The organism is Burkholderia alba (genome assembly GCF_034721475.1).
In the GTDB taxonomy this organism is placed as follows: Bacteria; Pseudomonadota; Gammaproteobacteria; order Burkholderiales; family Burkholderiaceae; genus Burkholderia; species Burkholderia alba.
On record NZ_JAWJWL010000021.1, the window covers coordinates 61,888 to 76,627 of the forward strand.

Here is a 14,740-nt window from a genome sequence, read left to right on the forward strand (position 1 = left end):
GGCGGCGACGCCGTCCCGCGTCGCGCGCATGCCGCGCGTCCAACCGAATCTCGCTTCGTTCGGTTTTAGCAGGTATAAAGTATTCAAGTCATGCCTAGGGTCGGTTCACCCCCGACCGATCCTTGTCCCCGGCATGGCGGATGTGATCGCGAAGGGCGTTGAGCATTGCAGTATTTGGGTTGATGCGACCGCTCCGGCTCGATGCCTGGAGCTTTTTTAAACGCTTTTCTTGAAAGCCAAACAGAACATGGCCACCGTGACGCCTCGCGCAGGCAATGAGAGCCTTCATCAATCCCTCGCCGGCAGCCGCCTGACGCTGGGCAACCGGATCCTGATCAGTTTCGGCGTGCTGTTCGTGCTGATGGTCTTCACCGCGGCGCTGTCCTACGTCAGGCTGCGCGCGATCAACGAAGAAGCCGTCAGCATCGAGCGGGACTCCCTGCCCGGCGTGTATCTCGCATCGTCGCTGCGGGCTGCCGCGAACGAGTCGTACAGCGCGCTGCAGCGCGCGATTTTCGTCGACGACGACGCGGATACCGCGCGGCGCGACCTCGGCAAGCTGCCGGGCGTGCTGGAGGAATTCGACAAGCTGTCGGTCGCCTACCAGAACGCCACGTTCCGCGACGACGACCGCGAGCGCTTCAACACCTTTCGGGCTGCCTACGATCGTTACCTGCCGCTGCTGAACGACGCGGTGCAGAAAACCCGCGGCTCGAAGGCCGACGCCCAGACGGCGTACGCGAAGGTCACGCCGGTCTGGGAAGAGGTGATCCGCGACGCGAACATCCTGGTGCAGGAGAACCGGTCGTTCGCCGAACAGTCGGCGCGGCTGATCCGCGAATCCGTGCAGGGCACGGTGGTCACGCTCGCGGTCGCGCTGGGCGTCGTGCTGGTGTCCGCGCTCGCTTTCGGCTACTTCCTGTACCGCGCGGTGACGGTGCCGATGGCGCGGCTCGTCGAGGTGCACGACGTGATGCGCACCGGCAACCTGACGCAGCGGTTGAATCTGGGCCGCGGCGATGAATTCGGCACGCTCGAGACCGGCTTCAACCGGATGGCGGACGAACTGACCGCGCTGGTGGCGCAGGCGCAGCAATCGTCGCTGCAGGTGACGACTTCGGTGGCCGAGATCGCCGCGACGTCGCGCGAACAGCAGGCGACCGCCAACGAGACGGCGGCCACCACGACCGAGATCGGCGCGACGTCGCGCGAGATCTTCGCGACCTCGCGCGATCTGCTGCGCACGATGAACGAAGTGTCGGGCGTGGCCGAGCAGTCGGCGACGCTCGCCGGCGTGAGCCAGAGCGGCCTGACCCGGATGGGAGAGACGATGCGCAGCGTGATGGACGCGGCCGGTTCGGTGAACGCGAAGCTCGCGATCCTGAACGAGAAGGCGATCAACATCAACCAGGTGGTCGCGACGATCACCAAGGTCGCCGACCAGACCAACCTGCTGTCGCTGAACGCCGCGATCGAGGCGGAGAAGGCCGGCGAATACGGCCGCGGCTTCGCGGTGGTGGCGACCGAAATCCGCCGCCTGGCGGATCAGACGGCCGTCGCGACCTACGACATCGAGCAGACCGTGAAGGAAATCCAGTCGGCCGTCTCGGCCGGCGTGATGGGGATGGACAAGTTCTCCGAGGAGGTGCGGCGCGGGATGCGCGACGTGCAGCAGGTCGGCGGCCAGCTGTCGCAGATCATCGCCGAGGTGCAGACGCTCGCGCCGCGTTTCCAGATGGTCAACGAAGGCATGCAGACGCAGGCGAGCGGCGCGGAGCAGATCACGCAGGCGCTGTCGCAGCTCTCGGAGGCGGCGCAGCAGACGGCCGAATCGCTGCGGCAGTCGTCGCAGGCGATCGACGATCTGACGCTCGTCGCGAACCAGCTCCGCACGAGCGTGTCCCGTTTCAAGGTCGAGGCATGAGGACGGCGTAATCCGTCCGAGAAACCGCCATGCTTTTCCTGTCGTTCGAACTCAACGGCGATCGCTACGCGCTTGACGCGACGGAGATCGCCGAGGTGTTGCCGCTCGCGGCCACCAAAACCATTCCCGGCGCGCCCGACTGGGTATCCGGCATCCTGATGCATCGCGGGCTGCCGGTCCCCGTGATCGACGTGGCGCGGCTCGCGCTCGGCCGCGCCGCGCACGCGTGGCGTTCGACGCGGCTCGTGCTGGTTCGCTATCCGTTCGCGGCCGGGCCGGCGGCGCCGGCGCGCGAACGCCTGCTCGGGCTGATCGTCGAGCGGGCTACCCAGACCATCCGGATCGACCGCGACGCGTTCCACGACAGCGGCATCGCCACGCCGCACGCGCGCTGGCTCGGCCCGGTCGCGAACGATGCCGACGGCGTCGTCCAGTGGGTCGCGGTGAAGCACATCCTCGACGGCGCGGCGCGCACGCTGCTGTTCGACGAGGCGGCGCCGCTCGCCGATTCGCCCGGGGATTCGCCGGGGTCCGGGCGATGAACGTCTTCGATCCACGCTTCCAGGCGTGGCTGTCCCGCGAAACCGGCATCGATCCCGCGTCGCTCGGCAACGATTTCGTCGCGCGCGCGCTGCTCGAGCGGATCGGTGCGACGCAGTACGGCGACGCCGAACGGCCGGTGCCGACCGCGATCCGCGCGCAGCAGGTGTCGGAAGACGTGGTCGACGCGTACTGGCGGCTGCTCAATACGTCGTGCGACGAGCGGCGCGCGCTGATCGAACTGTTCGTCGTGCCCGAGACCTGGTTCTTCCGCGAGCGCGAGGCGTTCACCGCGCTCGCGCGCGGCGCGCACGAGCGGCTGTTCGCGAATCCCGCCCGCGTGCTGCGGGTGCTGAGCGCGCCGTGCTCGACGGGCGAAGAGCCGTATTCCGCCGCGATGGCGCTGCTCGACGCGGGCATCGACCCGGTGCGCTTCGAGATCGACGGGATCGACATCAGCGGCCGCGCGATCGCGCATGCGGAGCGGGCCTGCTACGGCCGCAATTCGTTTCGCGGCCATGCGCTCGAATTCCGCGACCAGCATTTCAAGGCGTCGGCGGAGGGCTGGCAGCTCGACGAGCGGGTGCGCGCCTGCGTGCGCTTTCGGCAAGCCAACCTGCTGGAGATGCTCGCGAACGGCCAGGAGCGGTACGATTTCATTTTTTGTCGCAATGTGCTCATTTATTTCGAGCAAGATGCGCAGGATCGGGTCGTGCGCGGGATCGACGCGCGCCTCGCGCCGGACGGCATGGTGTTCGTCGGCCCGGCCGAGACGGGCGTGGTGATGCGGCAAGGGATGATGTCCGCGAAAATCCCGCTGGCGTTCGCGTTCCGGCGCTCGACGGCCGCCGACGCGCCGCCGCTGCGGTTCGGCCGCTTCGACGGCGGGCTGCCGGACAGCAACGGCTTCGGCGCCGGCCAGAAGCGGCCGGCGCCGCTGTTCGTCCCGCCGGTCGACGTGCTGTCGACGCTGGTGGCGCCGCCCAGCGTGCCGGTGCACGAATGGTTCGCCGACATCAGTTGGCCGCTGCCCGCGCCGGCCGCGGCGCCGTCCGTGCCGGTCGCGGCGGCGCCCGAGTGGCCCGGGCACGGGCTGAAGCCGGTGCGCTCCCTCGATGCCGCGCGGGAACTGGCCGACGCGGGCGCGTTTGATGCGGCGCAGCAGGCGGTCGAGGTGTTCGCGGAATCGGAAGGCCCCACCGCCGACGCGTTCTACCTGCTCGGATTGATCGCGGATGCGCGGGGGCGGGCTACAGAGGCGGGGGATTTCTACCGTAAAGCGTTGTATCTTGAACCCACCCACCACGAAGCCTTGACACACCTTGCTACTTTGCTCGATGTCGCCGGCGACCGGGCAGGCGCACAATGGCTGATGCAGCGGGCCCGACGCGCGGCCCAGTACGATCAGGCATCGCTGCCGACGGGCGCCGGCACCTCAAGAGGAACCCATGGACCGCGACGCCGTTGAGTCCCCCGATACGACGCTGGATGTCGACGATTGCTGGAACCGCATCGGTACGCGCGGCGGCGATCAGTCGTGCCCGCGGCTCGACGAGTACTCGCGCTGCCTGAACTGTCCCGTATTTGCAAAAAATGCGGCGGTGCTGCTCGACCGTCCGCTCACCGGCGCGGATCTGAGCGCCGCCGCCCGGCTCGCGGGCGCCGCGAGCCCGTCACTCGCGACGGGGGGCCCGGCGCGCGGCGAGACGGACGAGACGCTGCATTCGGTGCTCGCGTTTCGCGTCGCCGACGAATGGCTCGCGCTGCCGACGGGCGTGCTGCGCGAAATCACCGATACTCGTTCGATCCATTCGCTGCCGCACCGCCGCAATCGCGCCGTGCTCGGCATCGTCAACGTGCGCGGCACGCTGCGTATCGCCGTGTCGCTGGCCGAACTGCTGCATCTCGACGCACGCGCCGACCAGCCCGGCACCCGCTCCGGGTTTACACGGATGCTGGTGGTGGCGCACGGAGGCGAGCCGGTCGTGTTTCCGGTCGACGAGGTCGAAGGCGTGCTGCGCTTCACCCCGTCGGAATGGGTGTCGGTGCCGGCGGCCGTGTCGCGGGCGAGCGTGACCCATTCGCGCGGGGTATTCGTCTGGCGCGGTAAGGCGATCGGGCTGCTCGACGAGGACCGCTTGTTCGATTCGTTGATCCGGAGCCTGCGATGAGTGTCGACGACGACTTGAGCCGGCTTTCGCTGCTCGAGCTGTATCGCGAGGAAAGCCTGAACCAGACGCACGCGCTGTCGGAGCACCTGCTGGCGCTCGAACACGGCGCGCGGGACGCGGCGGCCTTCGAGGCGTGCATGCGGGCCGCGCATTCGCTGAAGGGCGCGGCGCGCATCGTCGGCGTGCCGCAGGGGGTCGACATCGCGGGCCGGATGGAGGATTGCTTCGTTGCCGCCCAGCACGGCGAACTGGTGCTGACCGCCGCGCACATCGATGCGCTGCTCGCGGGGGTCGACCTGCTGGTGCGGGTCGGCGATCCGCAGACGGCGGCGGCGGTGACGCAGGCCGACATCGACCGGTTCGCCACGGCGCTCGATGCGGCCGCGCAAGGCGGACCGGCGGCCGACACGTTGCCGTCCGAGCCGATCCGGCCGCCTCAGCCGCTCCAGCCGGTTTCCGGACCGGCTACCGGGCAGGCCCCCGTATCGGAATCGCCCGAGCCGGCGCGGTATGCGGATGGGCGAGACGGGGCGCCGGGCGAATTCGACCGTTCCGCGAGCAAGATGCGCCGGGTGCGCGCCGACAGCCTGAACCGGCTGCTGAGCCTGTCCGGCGAATCGCTGGTCGAATCGCGCTGGCTCAAGCCGTTCGCGGAATCGATGCTGCGCGTGAAGCGCGGGCAGCGCGACGCCGCCCGCGTGCTCGATACCGTCTACGAGGCGCTGCCCGAGCGGTTCGATCCGCGCCTGCACGCCGCGCTCGGCGATGCGCGGCAGATGATGACCGATCTGCAGCGGGCGTTCGCCGCGTGCATCGACGAGCTCGACCGCTTCGAACGGCGCAGCACGCATATCGCCGAGCAGCTCTACGACGAGGCGCTGCAATGCCGGATGCGCCCGTTCGGCGACGCGACCCGCGCGTATCCCCGGGTAGTGCGGGATCTTGCCCGCTCGCTCGGCAAGCGCGTGCGCTTCTCGATCGTCGGCGAAGCGACCCAGGTCGACCGCGACATCCTCGACATGCTCGATGCGCCGCTCGGCCACCTGCTGCGCAACGCGATCGACCACGGTGTCGAGCCGCCCGAGGCGCGGGTCGCGCGCGGCAAGCCGGCCGAGGCGAGCATCACGCTCGAGGCGCGGCACAGCGCGGGCTCGCTGCTCGTCAGCGTGTTCGACGACGGCCCGGGCGCCGATCTGAGCGCGGTGCGCGCGGCGATCGTCCGGCACAACCTGACCGACGAGGAGACCGCCGCGCGGCTGTCCGACCAGGAACTGCTCGAATTCCTGCTGTTGCCGGGCTTCTCGATGCGGGAAAAGGTGACCGACGTGTCCGGGCGCGGCGTCGGGCTCGACGCCGTGCAGGAGATGGTCAAGGCGGTGCGCGGCGCGGTGCGGATCTTCAACGAGCCGGGGCAGGGGATGCGCTTCGTGCTGCAGCTGCCGCTCACGCTCTCCGTGATCCGCAGCCTGTTGGTCGAGGTGGGCGGCGAGCCCTACGCGTTCCCGCTGGTGCAGGTGCGCCGCACGCTCGAACTGGATCGGGCCGACATCGACGTGCTGGAAGGGCAGCAGCATTTCCCGCTCGATGACCGCCGGGTCGGGCTCGTGACCGCGCACCAGCTGCTCGAGGCGGGCGAACTCGACGCGAGCCGGCCGAGCACGGCGGTGGTGGTGGTCGGCGGCGAGCCGGAAACCTACGGGGTTGCCGTGGACCGCTTCCTGGGCGAGCGGATGCTGGTGGTCCAGCCGCTCGATAGCCGACTTCACAAAATTCAAAACATCGCTGCGGGTGCTTTGCTGGAAAATGGCGATCCGGTGCTGATCGTCGACGTCGAGGATCTGATCCGCTCGATCGACAAGCTGATTCGCGGCGGCCAGCTGACCAAGGTGCGGCGCGGCGAACAGCATGCGCTCGCGCAGCGCAGCAAGCGGGTGCTGGTGGTCGACGATTCGCTGACCGTGCGCGAGCTGGAGCGCAAGCTGCTCGAGAAGCGCGGCTACGGCGTGACGATCGCGGTCGACGGGATGGACGGCTGGAACGCGATCCGCAGCGATACGTTCGATCTCGTCGTCACCGATATCGACATGCCCCGGATGGACGGCATCGAGCTCGTGACGCTGATCAAGAGCGATCCGCTGTTGAAGGCCGTGCCCGTCATGATTGTGTCGTACAAGGATCGCGACGAGGACCGGCGGCGCGGGCTCGAAGCCGGTGCCGACTACTACCTGGCGAAAGGCAGCTTCCACGACGAGGCGCTGCTCGACGCCGTCCATGATTTGATTGGGGACGCCCGGCCATGAACATCGGCATCGTCAACGACCTGCCACTTGCCATCGAGGCTTTGCGCCGCGCGATCGCGCAGCGGCCGGAGCACCGCGTGCTGTGGGTCGCGACCGACGGCGCGCAGGCGGTCGATTTTTGCGTGGCGAATCCGCCGGATCTGGTGCTGATGGATCTCGTGATGCCGAAGGTGGACGGCGTCGCGGCGACGCGCAGCATCATGGAGCGCTCGCCGTGCGCGATCCTGATCGTGACGGCGAGCGTCGACGCGAATACGTCGTATATCTACGAGGCGATGGGCGCGGGCGCGCTCGACGCGGTCGATACGCCGACCCTCGCGCAGGGCGTGCTGGCCGCGCCGCTGCTGGATAAGATCGACCAGATCGGCCGGCTGCTGGCGACCCGCACCACGATCCTGCCGCCGCCCGCGCCGGCGCCGGTGCCGCCGGGCACCTATCCGCCGCTCGTCGCGATCGGCGCATCGGCGGGCGGGCCGACGGCGCTTACGGCGCTGCTCAAGCGTCTGCCGATCGATTTTCCGGCGGCCATCGTGATCGTTCAGCATGTCGATCAGGCGTTCGCGATCGGCATGGCGCAGTGGCTCGACGGCCATACGCTGCTGCCGGTCCGGATCGCCCGACAGGGCAGCGTGCCGCAGCGCGGCGAGGTGCTGCTCGCCGCGACCAACGATCACCTGAATCTGTCGCCGCGCGGCTTGCTGGGCTACACGCGCTACCCGGAGGAAACGCCGTACCGGCCGTCGGTCGACGTGTTCTTTCACTGCATCGTCGAGCACTGGAAGGGCGAGGCGATCGGCGTGCTGCTGACCGGCATGGGCCGCGACGGCGCGCTCGGCCTGAAGGCGATGCGGACCAAGGGCTACTACACGATCGCGCAGGACGAGGCGACGAGCGCCGTGTACGGAATGCCGAAGGCCGCCGCCGCGATCGACGCGGCGAGCGCCATCCTGCCGCTGGACCGGATCGCCGATCAGCTGATTGCTTTGGTGCAACGTAAGAACCGGTTCCGGTAGACGCTACCGGAATGCGCCGCCGGACGGCGTTCCCCGCCGGGCCGCGCCGGGCCCGCTATGCGCCGCGCAGCGCGGCGACTCCGTATCCGATCACGAGCAGCGCGATCAGCAGCAGTCCCGCCAGATCGCCGGCGCGCAGATTGCTTGTTTCGGGTGCCGCCCCGTTCCTTGCGGCCAATCCATATTCCCGGTGAATCAGACACAGCGGAAACGCCGCGCTGATCGCCACCACGATGCTGAGCGCGATATAGCGCCACGCGCCGCGTAGCGCGAGACGTCGCGCTTCGAGCAACAGCCAGAGGAACAGCGCGACGGCGAGCAAGCCGATGTCGACGGTGATCGAGCGGCTGGCGGGCGTGGCCATCGTGTCGAGCAGGAATCTCGGGCCGCTCCGCAGGAAGCCGGGCGGCAGGTCAAGCAGGGTGTTGCCCCAGGTGCCGATCAGTGCGAGCAGCGCGATCAGGCCGTAGGCGGCGCACAGCATTTTTCGCGAGATGGGCATGGCGGCGAGGGGGCGAGGTCGGGGGCCGCCCATGCTAAATCATCGAGACGGGTTTGCGGGAAACGGGGAGCGCGCGCCCCGGGAATCCTCGCGGGCGGGAATGAAGAGGCGGCTCGATCTTTACCACCTTTTTACTTGTCGCCGCGATCGGGATCTCTACAATATTCTCAACTTCAATTTTTCATTGCCGCCATGAAGCGCCGATGTCGCCGACCGCCGAATGCTCTCGCTGCCTGACCGGCAGGACGCCCGCTCTTCGTTTCTCAGCCGCCGTCCTGCCCACGGGCAGACGGTGCGCGCCGCAGTCATTTTCTCCGTGCACCTCGATTAGCGCCGCCCCGGCATGGGTTCGCCCCTGTCCGGGACGGCCGTGACGCGCAAGCGTGAACCTGTGACGCGTGCGTGTGCCCGCCTGCGCCGATGGTCGCCGGGCGACACGCGCGCGTCCCGTCCGGGAAAGGAACTGTGATGAAAACGATCGAATACGGCCGCCTCTCAGAAGAGGCTCGGTGCCTGAGCGCGCATGAGATGGCGGCGCTCGTCCTGCTGCGTTACGCGCCGATCGAATCGAGAATGAGGACGCCTGACGTCGTCGCGCTTCACAGCGCGGGATTGGCCGAGCTGATCGAATCGGAAAGCGGGGAGTACCGATTCGCGATCACGAACGAGGGCAATGCGGTGCTGCGCGCATTGGGCGCATTGCGCGACCGGCGCTGATCGGGTCCGGCCGGCGGTCGATGCCGAGGCCACGGCGGTTTGCCGGCTCGAGGGTTTGTCGACGCGGCCGGGAGCCGCATTCCTGCCGGCCGCGTCGACATTGCATATTCAGCCATGCTTAATTTTTCAATGTTGTGCGATGCATTCCACCGAGGTCCATCATGTTCGAAATCGACAAAAACTATACCCGCGAGTACATCCACGCCGTCTGCGGCGGCAGCAAGCAGGCCTTTCTTCCGACGAAGAACGGCAAGGTCGTCGCGGCGTGCCTGCGGCCCGATCTCAACCCGCAAGCGCCTGACGTGATCATCTGCAACGGCGCGGCCTCGGCGCGCGCGGCGGGCAAGACGCTCGCCAGGCAGGCCGGAGAGATCCCCGTCTTCATCAAGATGGAAGCCGATCTGTTCCGCTACGTCGGCCAGTTCGCCGTCGGCGAATCGCTGACCATCCCGCTGGATTGCGCACCCTATATCCAGAAGTGCAGCTTCACGGCGGGACAGGTGTCACGCGTCATCAAGATGATCCGCCGCTAGCACGGGATCGCGCATCGATGGCCGACAGGCATCCCCCGCCGGGATAGAGAAGAGGGGAGGCGGCACGTATCGGGCGTGGGGCAGGCGTGATGGCCGGCATCCCGAGCCGCCCGGCCGGCGCCCGACGTTCGGGTGCCGGCTCCAATGCCCTCCGGGGCCGTGGGTGCCCGCAGAGGCCTTGGAGACGATCGATGCCGGATTCGATACGCACTTCAAGAGAAAAGGGCCGCTTTCCCCGGCGGCTGCGCCGAAGCGTTTTCAACCCGCCGCGCCGAACCTTCCGCCATCGTCCACCCGATCTCAGGCGTCCAGCGGCGTGCGCAGCCCCGCCCGGCGTCCCAGCGTGCCGCCGAGCGCCGCAAACAGCGTGCCGAGCACGAGTAGCGCCACCGACGCCCACGCGGCCTTGGCGATACCGGCAGCGGCCCGGTCCGCCGCCGCGCGCGCGACCTGTTCCGCCTGCCCGCGCACGGCCTGATATTTCGCGAGCGCCTGCTGGTAGGTCTGCGCGTACTGGTCGACGAGTTTGACCGCTTCGTCATGCGAACGGCCGGTGCGGGCGGCGACGAGATTCGCGAGCGCATCCTTGTCGGCTGCGTCGAGCGTCGCGCTCGACTTCGCGCGGACCTGCGCGAACCAGCCGCTCAACGCGGTATCCGCCTGTTGCGGCGCGGCGGCCGCATCGCTGGCCGCCGCCGCCGCGCCGCTCGCCAGCTGCCGGCCCTCGGCGCGCAACGCCGACGGCTGCAAGTCGCGTGTGCCGGTGTCGCGCAGCAACTGGTCGAGCTGCTGCTGCAAGGTATCCCAGTCGAGGCTGACGCCCGCCTTGCCCAATTGCGCCTGCACGCCGGATGCGAGGCCCGGCGCCGCGGCGGCGACGCCGCGGCCCGCGAGCGACAGGCCGCCGCCGATCGCGTTGAGACCCATGCCCGCCACGCCCGTCGCGGCCGACGCGAACAGCCACACGCTGGCGGCGGCCGTGACCGACCAGGCCAGCATGCCGTGCAGCGCGCCGAAGCGCGGCGCCGTGAAGCCGGCGACGAATGCGCCGGCGGCGACGGACAGCAGCGCGGTCGCGCCGAGCCACAGGCCGATCCCCGTGCCGCTGTCCGCGAGCGGATTGCCCGGCCGCCACGGATCGACCGTCGATGCGCCGAGCGCCGTGCCGATCAGGCTCAGCAGCAGGCCGACGATGAACGACGCGAAGCAGCCCGCGGCTATCGCGCCCCACGAAAGCGGCGCGGATCGCGGAAGCGGGATCGCGGCCGATGTGCTTGAATACGTCACCATGTTGTTTTTCCCTTGGATCGTTGCGTCACATCGATCGCGCGAACCGCCGGTGCGGCCGCGCTTCCGTTGACGATGCCAGCGCAGTGTAGAAAGCCGCGGACCGGCGCGTCTCGATGCGAATGCACCACCACGGGTAGTGCATTCGCGCCTGTCGCGCGGCGCTTAGCGCCGCGAAGATGGCACCGTGTGCCGGTGCGTCCGATGCTGGCGCAGCATGATGGAAACGAGCCGATGACCGATCCCGCACACGACGTACCCGACGACCAGACGCTCAAGTCGCATACCGACCGGCGCCAGCTGCAGCAGATCATCACCGGCCTGACGGAAGGCGTGATCCTGGTCGAGCCCGATCAGCGCATCGTCTGGGCGAACGAGGCCGCGCTGTCGATGCACGGCGTATCCGACGTCGCCGGACTGGGCGCGAACGTCACCGAATACCGCGAGCGCTTTCGCCTGCGCTACCGGAACAATCACCCGGTGCAGCACGGTCATTACCCGCTCGACCGGGTGGTGGCGGGCGAGGAATTCAGCGATGTCACGGTCGAGGTCGCGCCGGCCGCCGACTCGGACACGCTATGGGTCCACCGGATCCGCAGCCTGGTGCTGACGAACCACGCGGGCGAGCCGGACTGCCTGGCGCTCGTGCTGCACGACGCAACCGAATGGGCGAGCGCCGAGCAGCGCTTCGAGCGCACCTTCAACGCGAATCCCGCGCCGGCCGCCATTTGCCGGCTTGCCGATTACCGCTACATCAAGGTCAACCAGGGCTTTCTCGACATGACGGGCTACGGGCGCGACGACGTGCTCGGTCGCTCCGTCTACGAGCTGGACGTGCTCGAACACGCGGACGACCGCGATCTGGCGATCCAGCGGCTCGGCGACGGCATGACGATTCCGCAGATGGAGGCGCTGCTGAAGCTGCCGGGCGGCGGCACCAAGGCGGTGGTGGTCGCCGGGCAGCCGATCGATATCGGCGACGAAGCGTGCATGCTGTTCACGTTCATGGATCTCGAGCCGCGCAAGCGGGCGGAGCATGCGCTGCGGCAAAGCGAGGAGCGTTTCGCGAAGGCGTTCCGCATGGCGCCGGTGGCGATGGCGATTCTCACGGCCGGACGCTTCGAACTGCTGGACGTCAACGATGCGTTCGTCGCGATGACGGGGCACGCGCACGAGGCGGCGCTCGGCAAATCCGCCGACGAGCTGGGGCTGTGGGGCGAGGACGGCGCGCAGCGGCGGATCGCCGCGCTGCTCGAACGGGCGGGCGGCGTGCGCAACGGCGATGTGCGGATCCGCACCCAGGGCGGCGAGCTGTGCGACTGCGTGGTGTCGGCCGACACGGTGGCGATCCATGGTCAGGACTGCATCCTGATCGCGCTGCTCGACATCAGCGATCGAAAGCGCACCGAGATGGAGCTGGTGCATGCGATCGAAACCGCGATGCAGGATGCGTCGTGGTTCAGCCGCACGCTGATCGAGAAGCTGGCGAACGTGCGCCGCGCGAATGCGCCCGACGCGGGCGCGCAGCTCGCCGACCTGACGTCGCGCGAACGCGACGTGTTCGACCTGCTGTGCCACGGTCTGGCCGACAAGGAAATCGCGAGCCGTCTGGGGCTCGCGCCGAACACGGTGCGCAATCACGTCGCCACCATCTACACCAAGCTCGACGTGCACAGTCGCAGCGAGGCGATCGTGTGGGCGCGCGAGCGCGGGATTGCCGGCGCGGTCGATCCCGCCGGCGCGCGCGCGCCGAAGAACGGCCGCCGCTGACCGCCGCGGCGGCGTCGGGGCGGTGCGGATGCACTAGCCGGGCACGCGCATCTGCACCTGTCGGGCCGAGCGGCGCTTTGAGACGATGCTTCTACCCCGGCGCGATATCGTGCCGGTTCCGATGAATCTCTCGAAGGAGTCGGTCATGGACAAGAATCGTATCGACGGCAAGATCAAGCAGGTGAAGGGTTCGGTCAAGGAAGCGCTCGGCAAGGTGACGGGCGATCGCAAGACCGAGGCGGAAGGCCTCGCGGAGAAGGCGGCCGGCAAGGTGCAGGAAAAGGCGGGCGAGACCGCGGACGCGATCCGCCGGCACACCGCCGATTCGAAGTAACCGCCGGAGCGCGGCGCCCGGCGATCGCGGCGGCGCGCGGTGCGTCTCGCTTCGCAGCGGAACCCTGACCTCCGCCAGACGGCCGCGCCGGCCATTCGAGCGGTCGCGCGGCGCGCGGCGGGGAGACGGAGACCGCCTTGCGCCGCGTTTTCTCGCGCACGCCGCATCCGCCGCCCGCGAACGCTACGCCAGCAGCTTCGGCTCCGTCTTGCCGTACTTCAGCGAGCGCTCGTCCGACACCATCAGGCCGGTGTTTTCGTTACGTCCCTGCAGTACCAGCCGCGCGTCGGACGTGCCGATCTGCGCGGCGGCCCGCTGGCTGTCGAGCCCGATTTCACCCTTCTTCATCCGGTTGACGATCACGCCCACCGCCGTGTCGTCGAAATCGCGCAGCATCCAAGCGTCGCCGTCGCTGTCGCCGAACACCAGCAGCGGCCCGTAGCCTTTCTTCGACTGCAGCACGTTGCGGATGCCGACGGTCTTGCCCGGTCCGTAGTTGAAATGCCAGCCCGGCGCGTACGCGTTCACATAGACGTCGTCCTTCATCGCGAGACGCATGCCGATCACGTTCGCTTCCGGCACGCCGTAGCCGAATGCGGGATGGCCGGCGAACACCCGCACGACGTCGTCGAGCGACGCGGTGCTCACGTAGACGTCGATGCCGTTCGAGCGCAGCGTATCCATCAGCGCGCGGATTTCTTCGTGAATCCGGATGCCGTGGAAATGCGTGGCCGCGACGACGCCCGCCCGGCCGGGCTGCTCGCGCGAGCTTTCGTAAGTCACCTTGCGCAGCGCGTCGCCGAGATTGAGCGTGTTGCTCTCGTACGCCATCGCCGCCAGTTCGCGCGGGCTCATGTTCGCATACCAGTACATGATCCACTTGTAGCCGATCTCGACCGGATAGGTGTCGCAGATCGCGTCGTACATGAAGTAGAGCTTCGCGCGGAAATCCTTGAACGCCTCGCTGCGCTGGATCTCGGCCAGCGGCCGGCTGCCGCCGAGCCCCTGGTAGTTCGCGTACAGCCAGCGGTAATCGTGCTCGACGTCGGCCGCGATGTCGGCGAGCCGGACGGGCTTGCCGTCGACGGTCGCGTAGCCCAGCTCGGTGCTGAACGGTCCGTCCGGCACGCCCTGCCGCAGGATCGCCGCGAACTGGTCGGGCGTCAGCCGGTAACGCAGGCCGTCGATCTGGTACATCATCAACGCCTCCTCGCAGTCGTTCATGATGCAGGTGTTGTCCCAGTCGAATACCGCGTACGGCTTGCGATCGTCGCGGTACGACGGGCTGCGCAGACCGTGCGCGGCGAGCACCGCCTCCAGCCGCGCGCGATTGTGCGGCGCCCAGCGGCCCGGCGCGAGCGACAGCACCTCGGCGCTCGCGGGCGCCGCGGCCCGCGCGGGCGACCAGGCGAGCGTAAGCGCGGCGGCCGACGTGCCGGCGAACGCGTGGACGAAATGTCGGCGTTTCATGTTCATTCCGGGTTCTCCTGACGAATACATCGAGCGGATCGGGACGGCGGCCGAGCGGGCGGCGCGCGAGAGGGACATCGGATGGCCGGATCAGCATCTCCGCGCAAAAACACCCGCGATGTGCGGAATCGGACATGGGTCTGCCAAAAAGCGACGGACAGGCGCGTGCTCGCCGTCCC

13 protein-coding genes are annotated in these 14,740 nt (G+C 68.6%); 10 read left to right on the forward strand and 3 right to left on the reverse strand.

The features are described from left to right. The first annotated feature begins 247 nt into the window (after nt 1-247). From RZR99_RS22845 to cheB, 6 genes are read left to right on the forward strand one after another with little or no spacing between them, the layout of a single operon-like run. Nucleotides 248-1,924 (forward strand): methyl-accepting chemotaxis protein, encoded by a 1,677-nt coding sequence (locus tag RZR99_RS22845; protein ID WP_323122117.1) that lies wholly within the window; start codon nt 248-250, stop codon nt 1,922-1,924. A gap of 29 nt (nt 1,925-1,953) precedes the next feature. Continuing rightward, nucleotides 1,954-2,466 carry a chemotaxis protein CheW gene (locus RZR99_RS22850; RefSeq protein ID WP_323122049.1) on the forward strand — a complete coding sequence of 171 codons (513 nt, stop codon included), beginning with the start codon at nt 1,954-1,956 and terminating at the stop codon, nt 2,464-2,466. Beyond that, complete coding sequence (locus RZR99_RS22855) at nt 2,463-3,932, forward strand: CheR family methyltransferase (RefSeq protein ID WP_323122050.1); 1,470 nt, start codon at nt 2,463-2,465, stop codon at nt 3,930-3,932. The genes RZR99_RS22850 and RZR99_RS22855 overlap by 4 nt, the downstream gene beginning before the upstream one ends. Beyond that, nucleotides 3,913-4,635 (forward strand): chemotaxis protein CheW, encoded by a 723-nt coding sequence (locus RZR99_RS22860; protein ID WP_323122051.1) that lies wholly within the window; start codon nt 3,913-3,915, stop codon nt 4,633-4,635. Before RZR99_RS22855 ends, RZR99_RS22860 begins: the two co-directional genes overlap by 20 nt. Further along, a complete protein-coding gene (locus RZR99_RS22865; protein ID WP_323122052.1) occupies nt 4,632-6,935 on the forward strand; it encodes a hybrid sensor histidine kinase/response regulator in 2,304 nt (767 codons plus the stop codon). The genes RZR99_RS22860 and RZR99_RS22865 overlap by 4 nt, the downstream gene beginning before the upstream one ends. After that, nucleotides 6,932-7,948: a chemotaxis response regulator protein-glutamate methylesterase gene (gene cheB, locus RZR99_RS22870; RefSeq protein WP_323122053.1), complete on the forward strand. Its 1,017-nt coding sequence runs from the start codon at nt 6,932-6,934 to the stop codon at nt 7,946-7,948. The genes RZR99_RS22865 and cheB overlap by 4 nt, the downstream gene beginning before the upstream one ends. Before the next feature lie 55 nt (nt 7,949-8,003). Here the strand turns inward: cheB and RZR99_RS22875 are convergent, their stop codons facing one another. Beyond that, nucleotides 8,004-8,450 (reverse strand): DUF2834 domain-containing protein, encoded by a 447-nt coding sequence (locus RZR99_RS22875; RefSeq protein ID WP_323122054.1) that lies wholly within the window; start codon nt 8,448-8,450, stop codon nt 8,004-8,006. A gap of 468 nt (nt 8,451-8,918) precedes the next feature. On the opposite strand from RZR99_RS22875, the gene RZR99_RS22880 reads away from it, so the two are divergent. Both RZR99_RS22880 and RZR99_RS22885 read left to right on the forward strand, forming a co-directional pair. Next, entirely contained in the window at nt 8,919-9,167 is a 249-nt protein-coding gene (locus RZR99_RS22880; RefSeq protein ID WP_323122055.1) for a hypothetical protein, read from the forward strand. A gap of 161 nt (nt 9,168-9,328) precedes the next feature. Continuing rightward, entirely contained in the window at nt 9,329-9,700 is a 372-nt protein-coding gene (locus RZR99_RS22885; RefSeq protein ID WP_323122056.1) for a DUF6697 family protein, read from the forward strand. Between the two features lie 300 nt (nt 9,701-10,000). Here the strand turns inward: RZR99_RS22885 and RZR99_RS22890 are convergent, their stop codons facing one another. Continuing rightward, on the reverse strand, nt 10,001-10,990 hold the full coding sequence (locus tag RZR99_RS22890) for a hypothetical protein (protein ID WP_323122057.1): 990 nt from the start codon (nt 10,988-10,990) through the stop codon (nt 10,001-10,003). A gap of 231 nt (nt 10,991-11,221) precedes the next feature. Here RZR99_RS22890 and RZR99_RS22895 point away from each other — a divergent pair, with 231 nt between their 5' ends. Together RZR99_RS22895 and RZR99_RS22900 are read left to right on the forward strand one after the other, a co-directional pair. Further along, complete coding sequence (locus RZR99_RS22895) at nt 11,222-12,757, forward strand: helix-turn-helix transcriptional regulator (protein ID WP_323122058.1); 1,536 nt, start codon at nt 11,222-11,224, stop codon at nt 12,755-12,757. A gap of 145 nt (nt 12,758-12,902) precedes the next feature. Continuing rightward, complete coding sequence (locus RZR99_RS22900; RefSeq protein ID WP_323122059.1) at nt 12,903-13,091, forward strand: CsbD family protein; 189 nt, start codon at nt 12,903-12,905, stop codon at nt 13,089-13,091. Nucleotides 13,092-13,274: 183 nt separating this feature from the next. Here RZR99_RS22900 and RZR99_RS22905 read toward each other — a convergent pair whose 3' ends face one another. After that, entirely contained in the window at nt 13,275-14,567 is a 1,293-nt protein-coding gene (locus RZR99_RS22905) for an HAD family hydrolase (RefSeq protein WP_323122060.1), read from the reverse strand. Between the last annotated feature and the right edge of the window lie 173 nt (nt 14,568-14,740).

Excerpts from the sequence above, each read along its gene's own strand:
- RZR99_RS22860 (WP_323122051.1), top strand. The coding sequence starts at position 3,913 with ATGGACCGCGACGCCGTTGAGTCCCCCGATACGACGCTGGATGTCGAC.
- RZR99_RS22875 (WP_323122054.1), bottom strand. The coding sequence starts at position 8,450 with ATGCCCATCTCGCGAAAAATGCTGTGCGCCGCCTACGGCCTGATCGCG.
- RZR99_RS22895 (WP_323122058.1), top strand. The coding sequence starts at position 11,222 with ATGACCGATCCCGCACACGACGTACCCGACGACCAGACGCTCAAGTCG.
- RZR99_RS22845 (WP_323122117.1), top strand. The coding sequence starts at position 248 with ATGGCCACCGTGACGCCTCGCGCAGGCAATGAGAGCCTTCATCAATCC.
- RZR99_RS22890 (WP_323122057.1), bottom strand. The coding sequence starts at position 10,990 with ATGGTGACGTATTCAAGCACATCGGCCGCGATCCCGCTTCCGCGATCC.
- cheB (WP_323122053.1), top strand. The coding sequence starts at position 6,932 with ATGAACATCGGCATCGTCAACGACCTGCCACTTGCCATCGAGGCTTTG.
- RZR99_RS22865 (WP_323122052.1), top strand. The coding sequence starts at position 4,632 with ATGAGTGTCGACGACGACTTGAGCCGGCTTTCGCTGCTCGAGCTGTAT.
- RZR99_RS22850 (WP_323122049.1), top strand. The coding sequence starts at position 1,954 with ATGCTTTTCCTGTCGTTCGAACTCAACGGCGATCGCTACGCGCTTGAC.
- RZR99_RS22885 (WP_323122056.1), top strand. The coding sequence starts at position 9,329 with ATGTTCGAAATCGACAAAAACTATACCCGCGAGTACATCCACGCCGTC.
- RZR99_RS22855 (WP_323122050.1), top strand. The coding sequence starts at position 2,463 with ATGAACGTCTTCGATCCACGCTTCCAGGCGTGGCTGTCCCGCGAAACC.
- RZR99_RS22900 (WP_323122059.1), top strand. The coding sequence starts at position 12,903 with ATGGACAAGAATCGTATCGACGGCAAGATCAAGCAGGTGAAGGGTTCG.
- RZR99_RS22905 (WP_323122060.1), bottom strand. The coding sequence starts at position 14,567 with ATGAACATGAAACGCCGACATTTCGTCCACGCGTTCGCCGGCACGTCG.
- RZR99_RS22880 (WP_323122055.1), top strand. The coding sequence starts at position 8,919 with ATGAAAACGATCGAATACGGCCGCCTCTCAGAAGAGGCTCGGTGCCTG.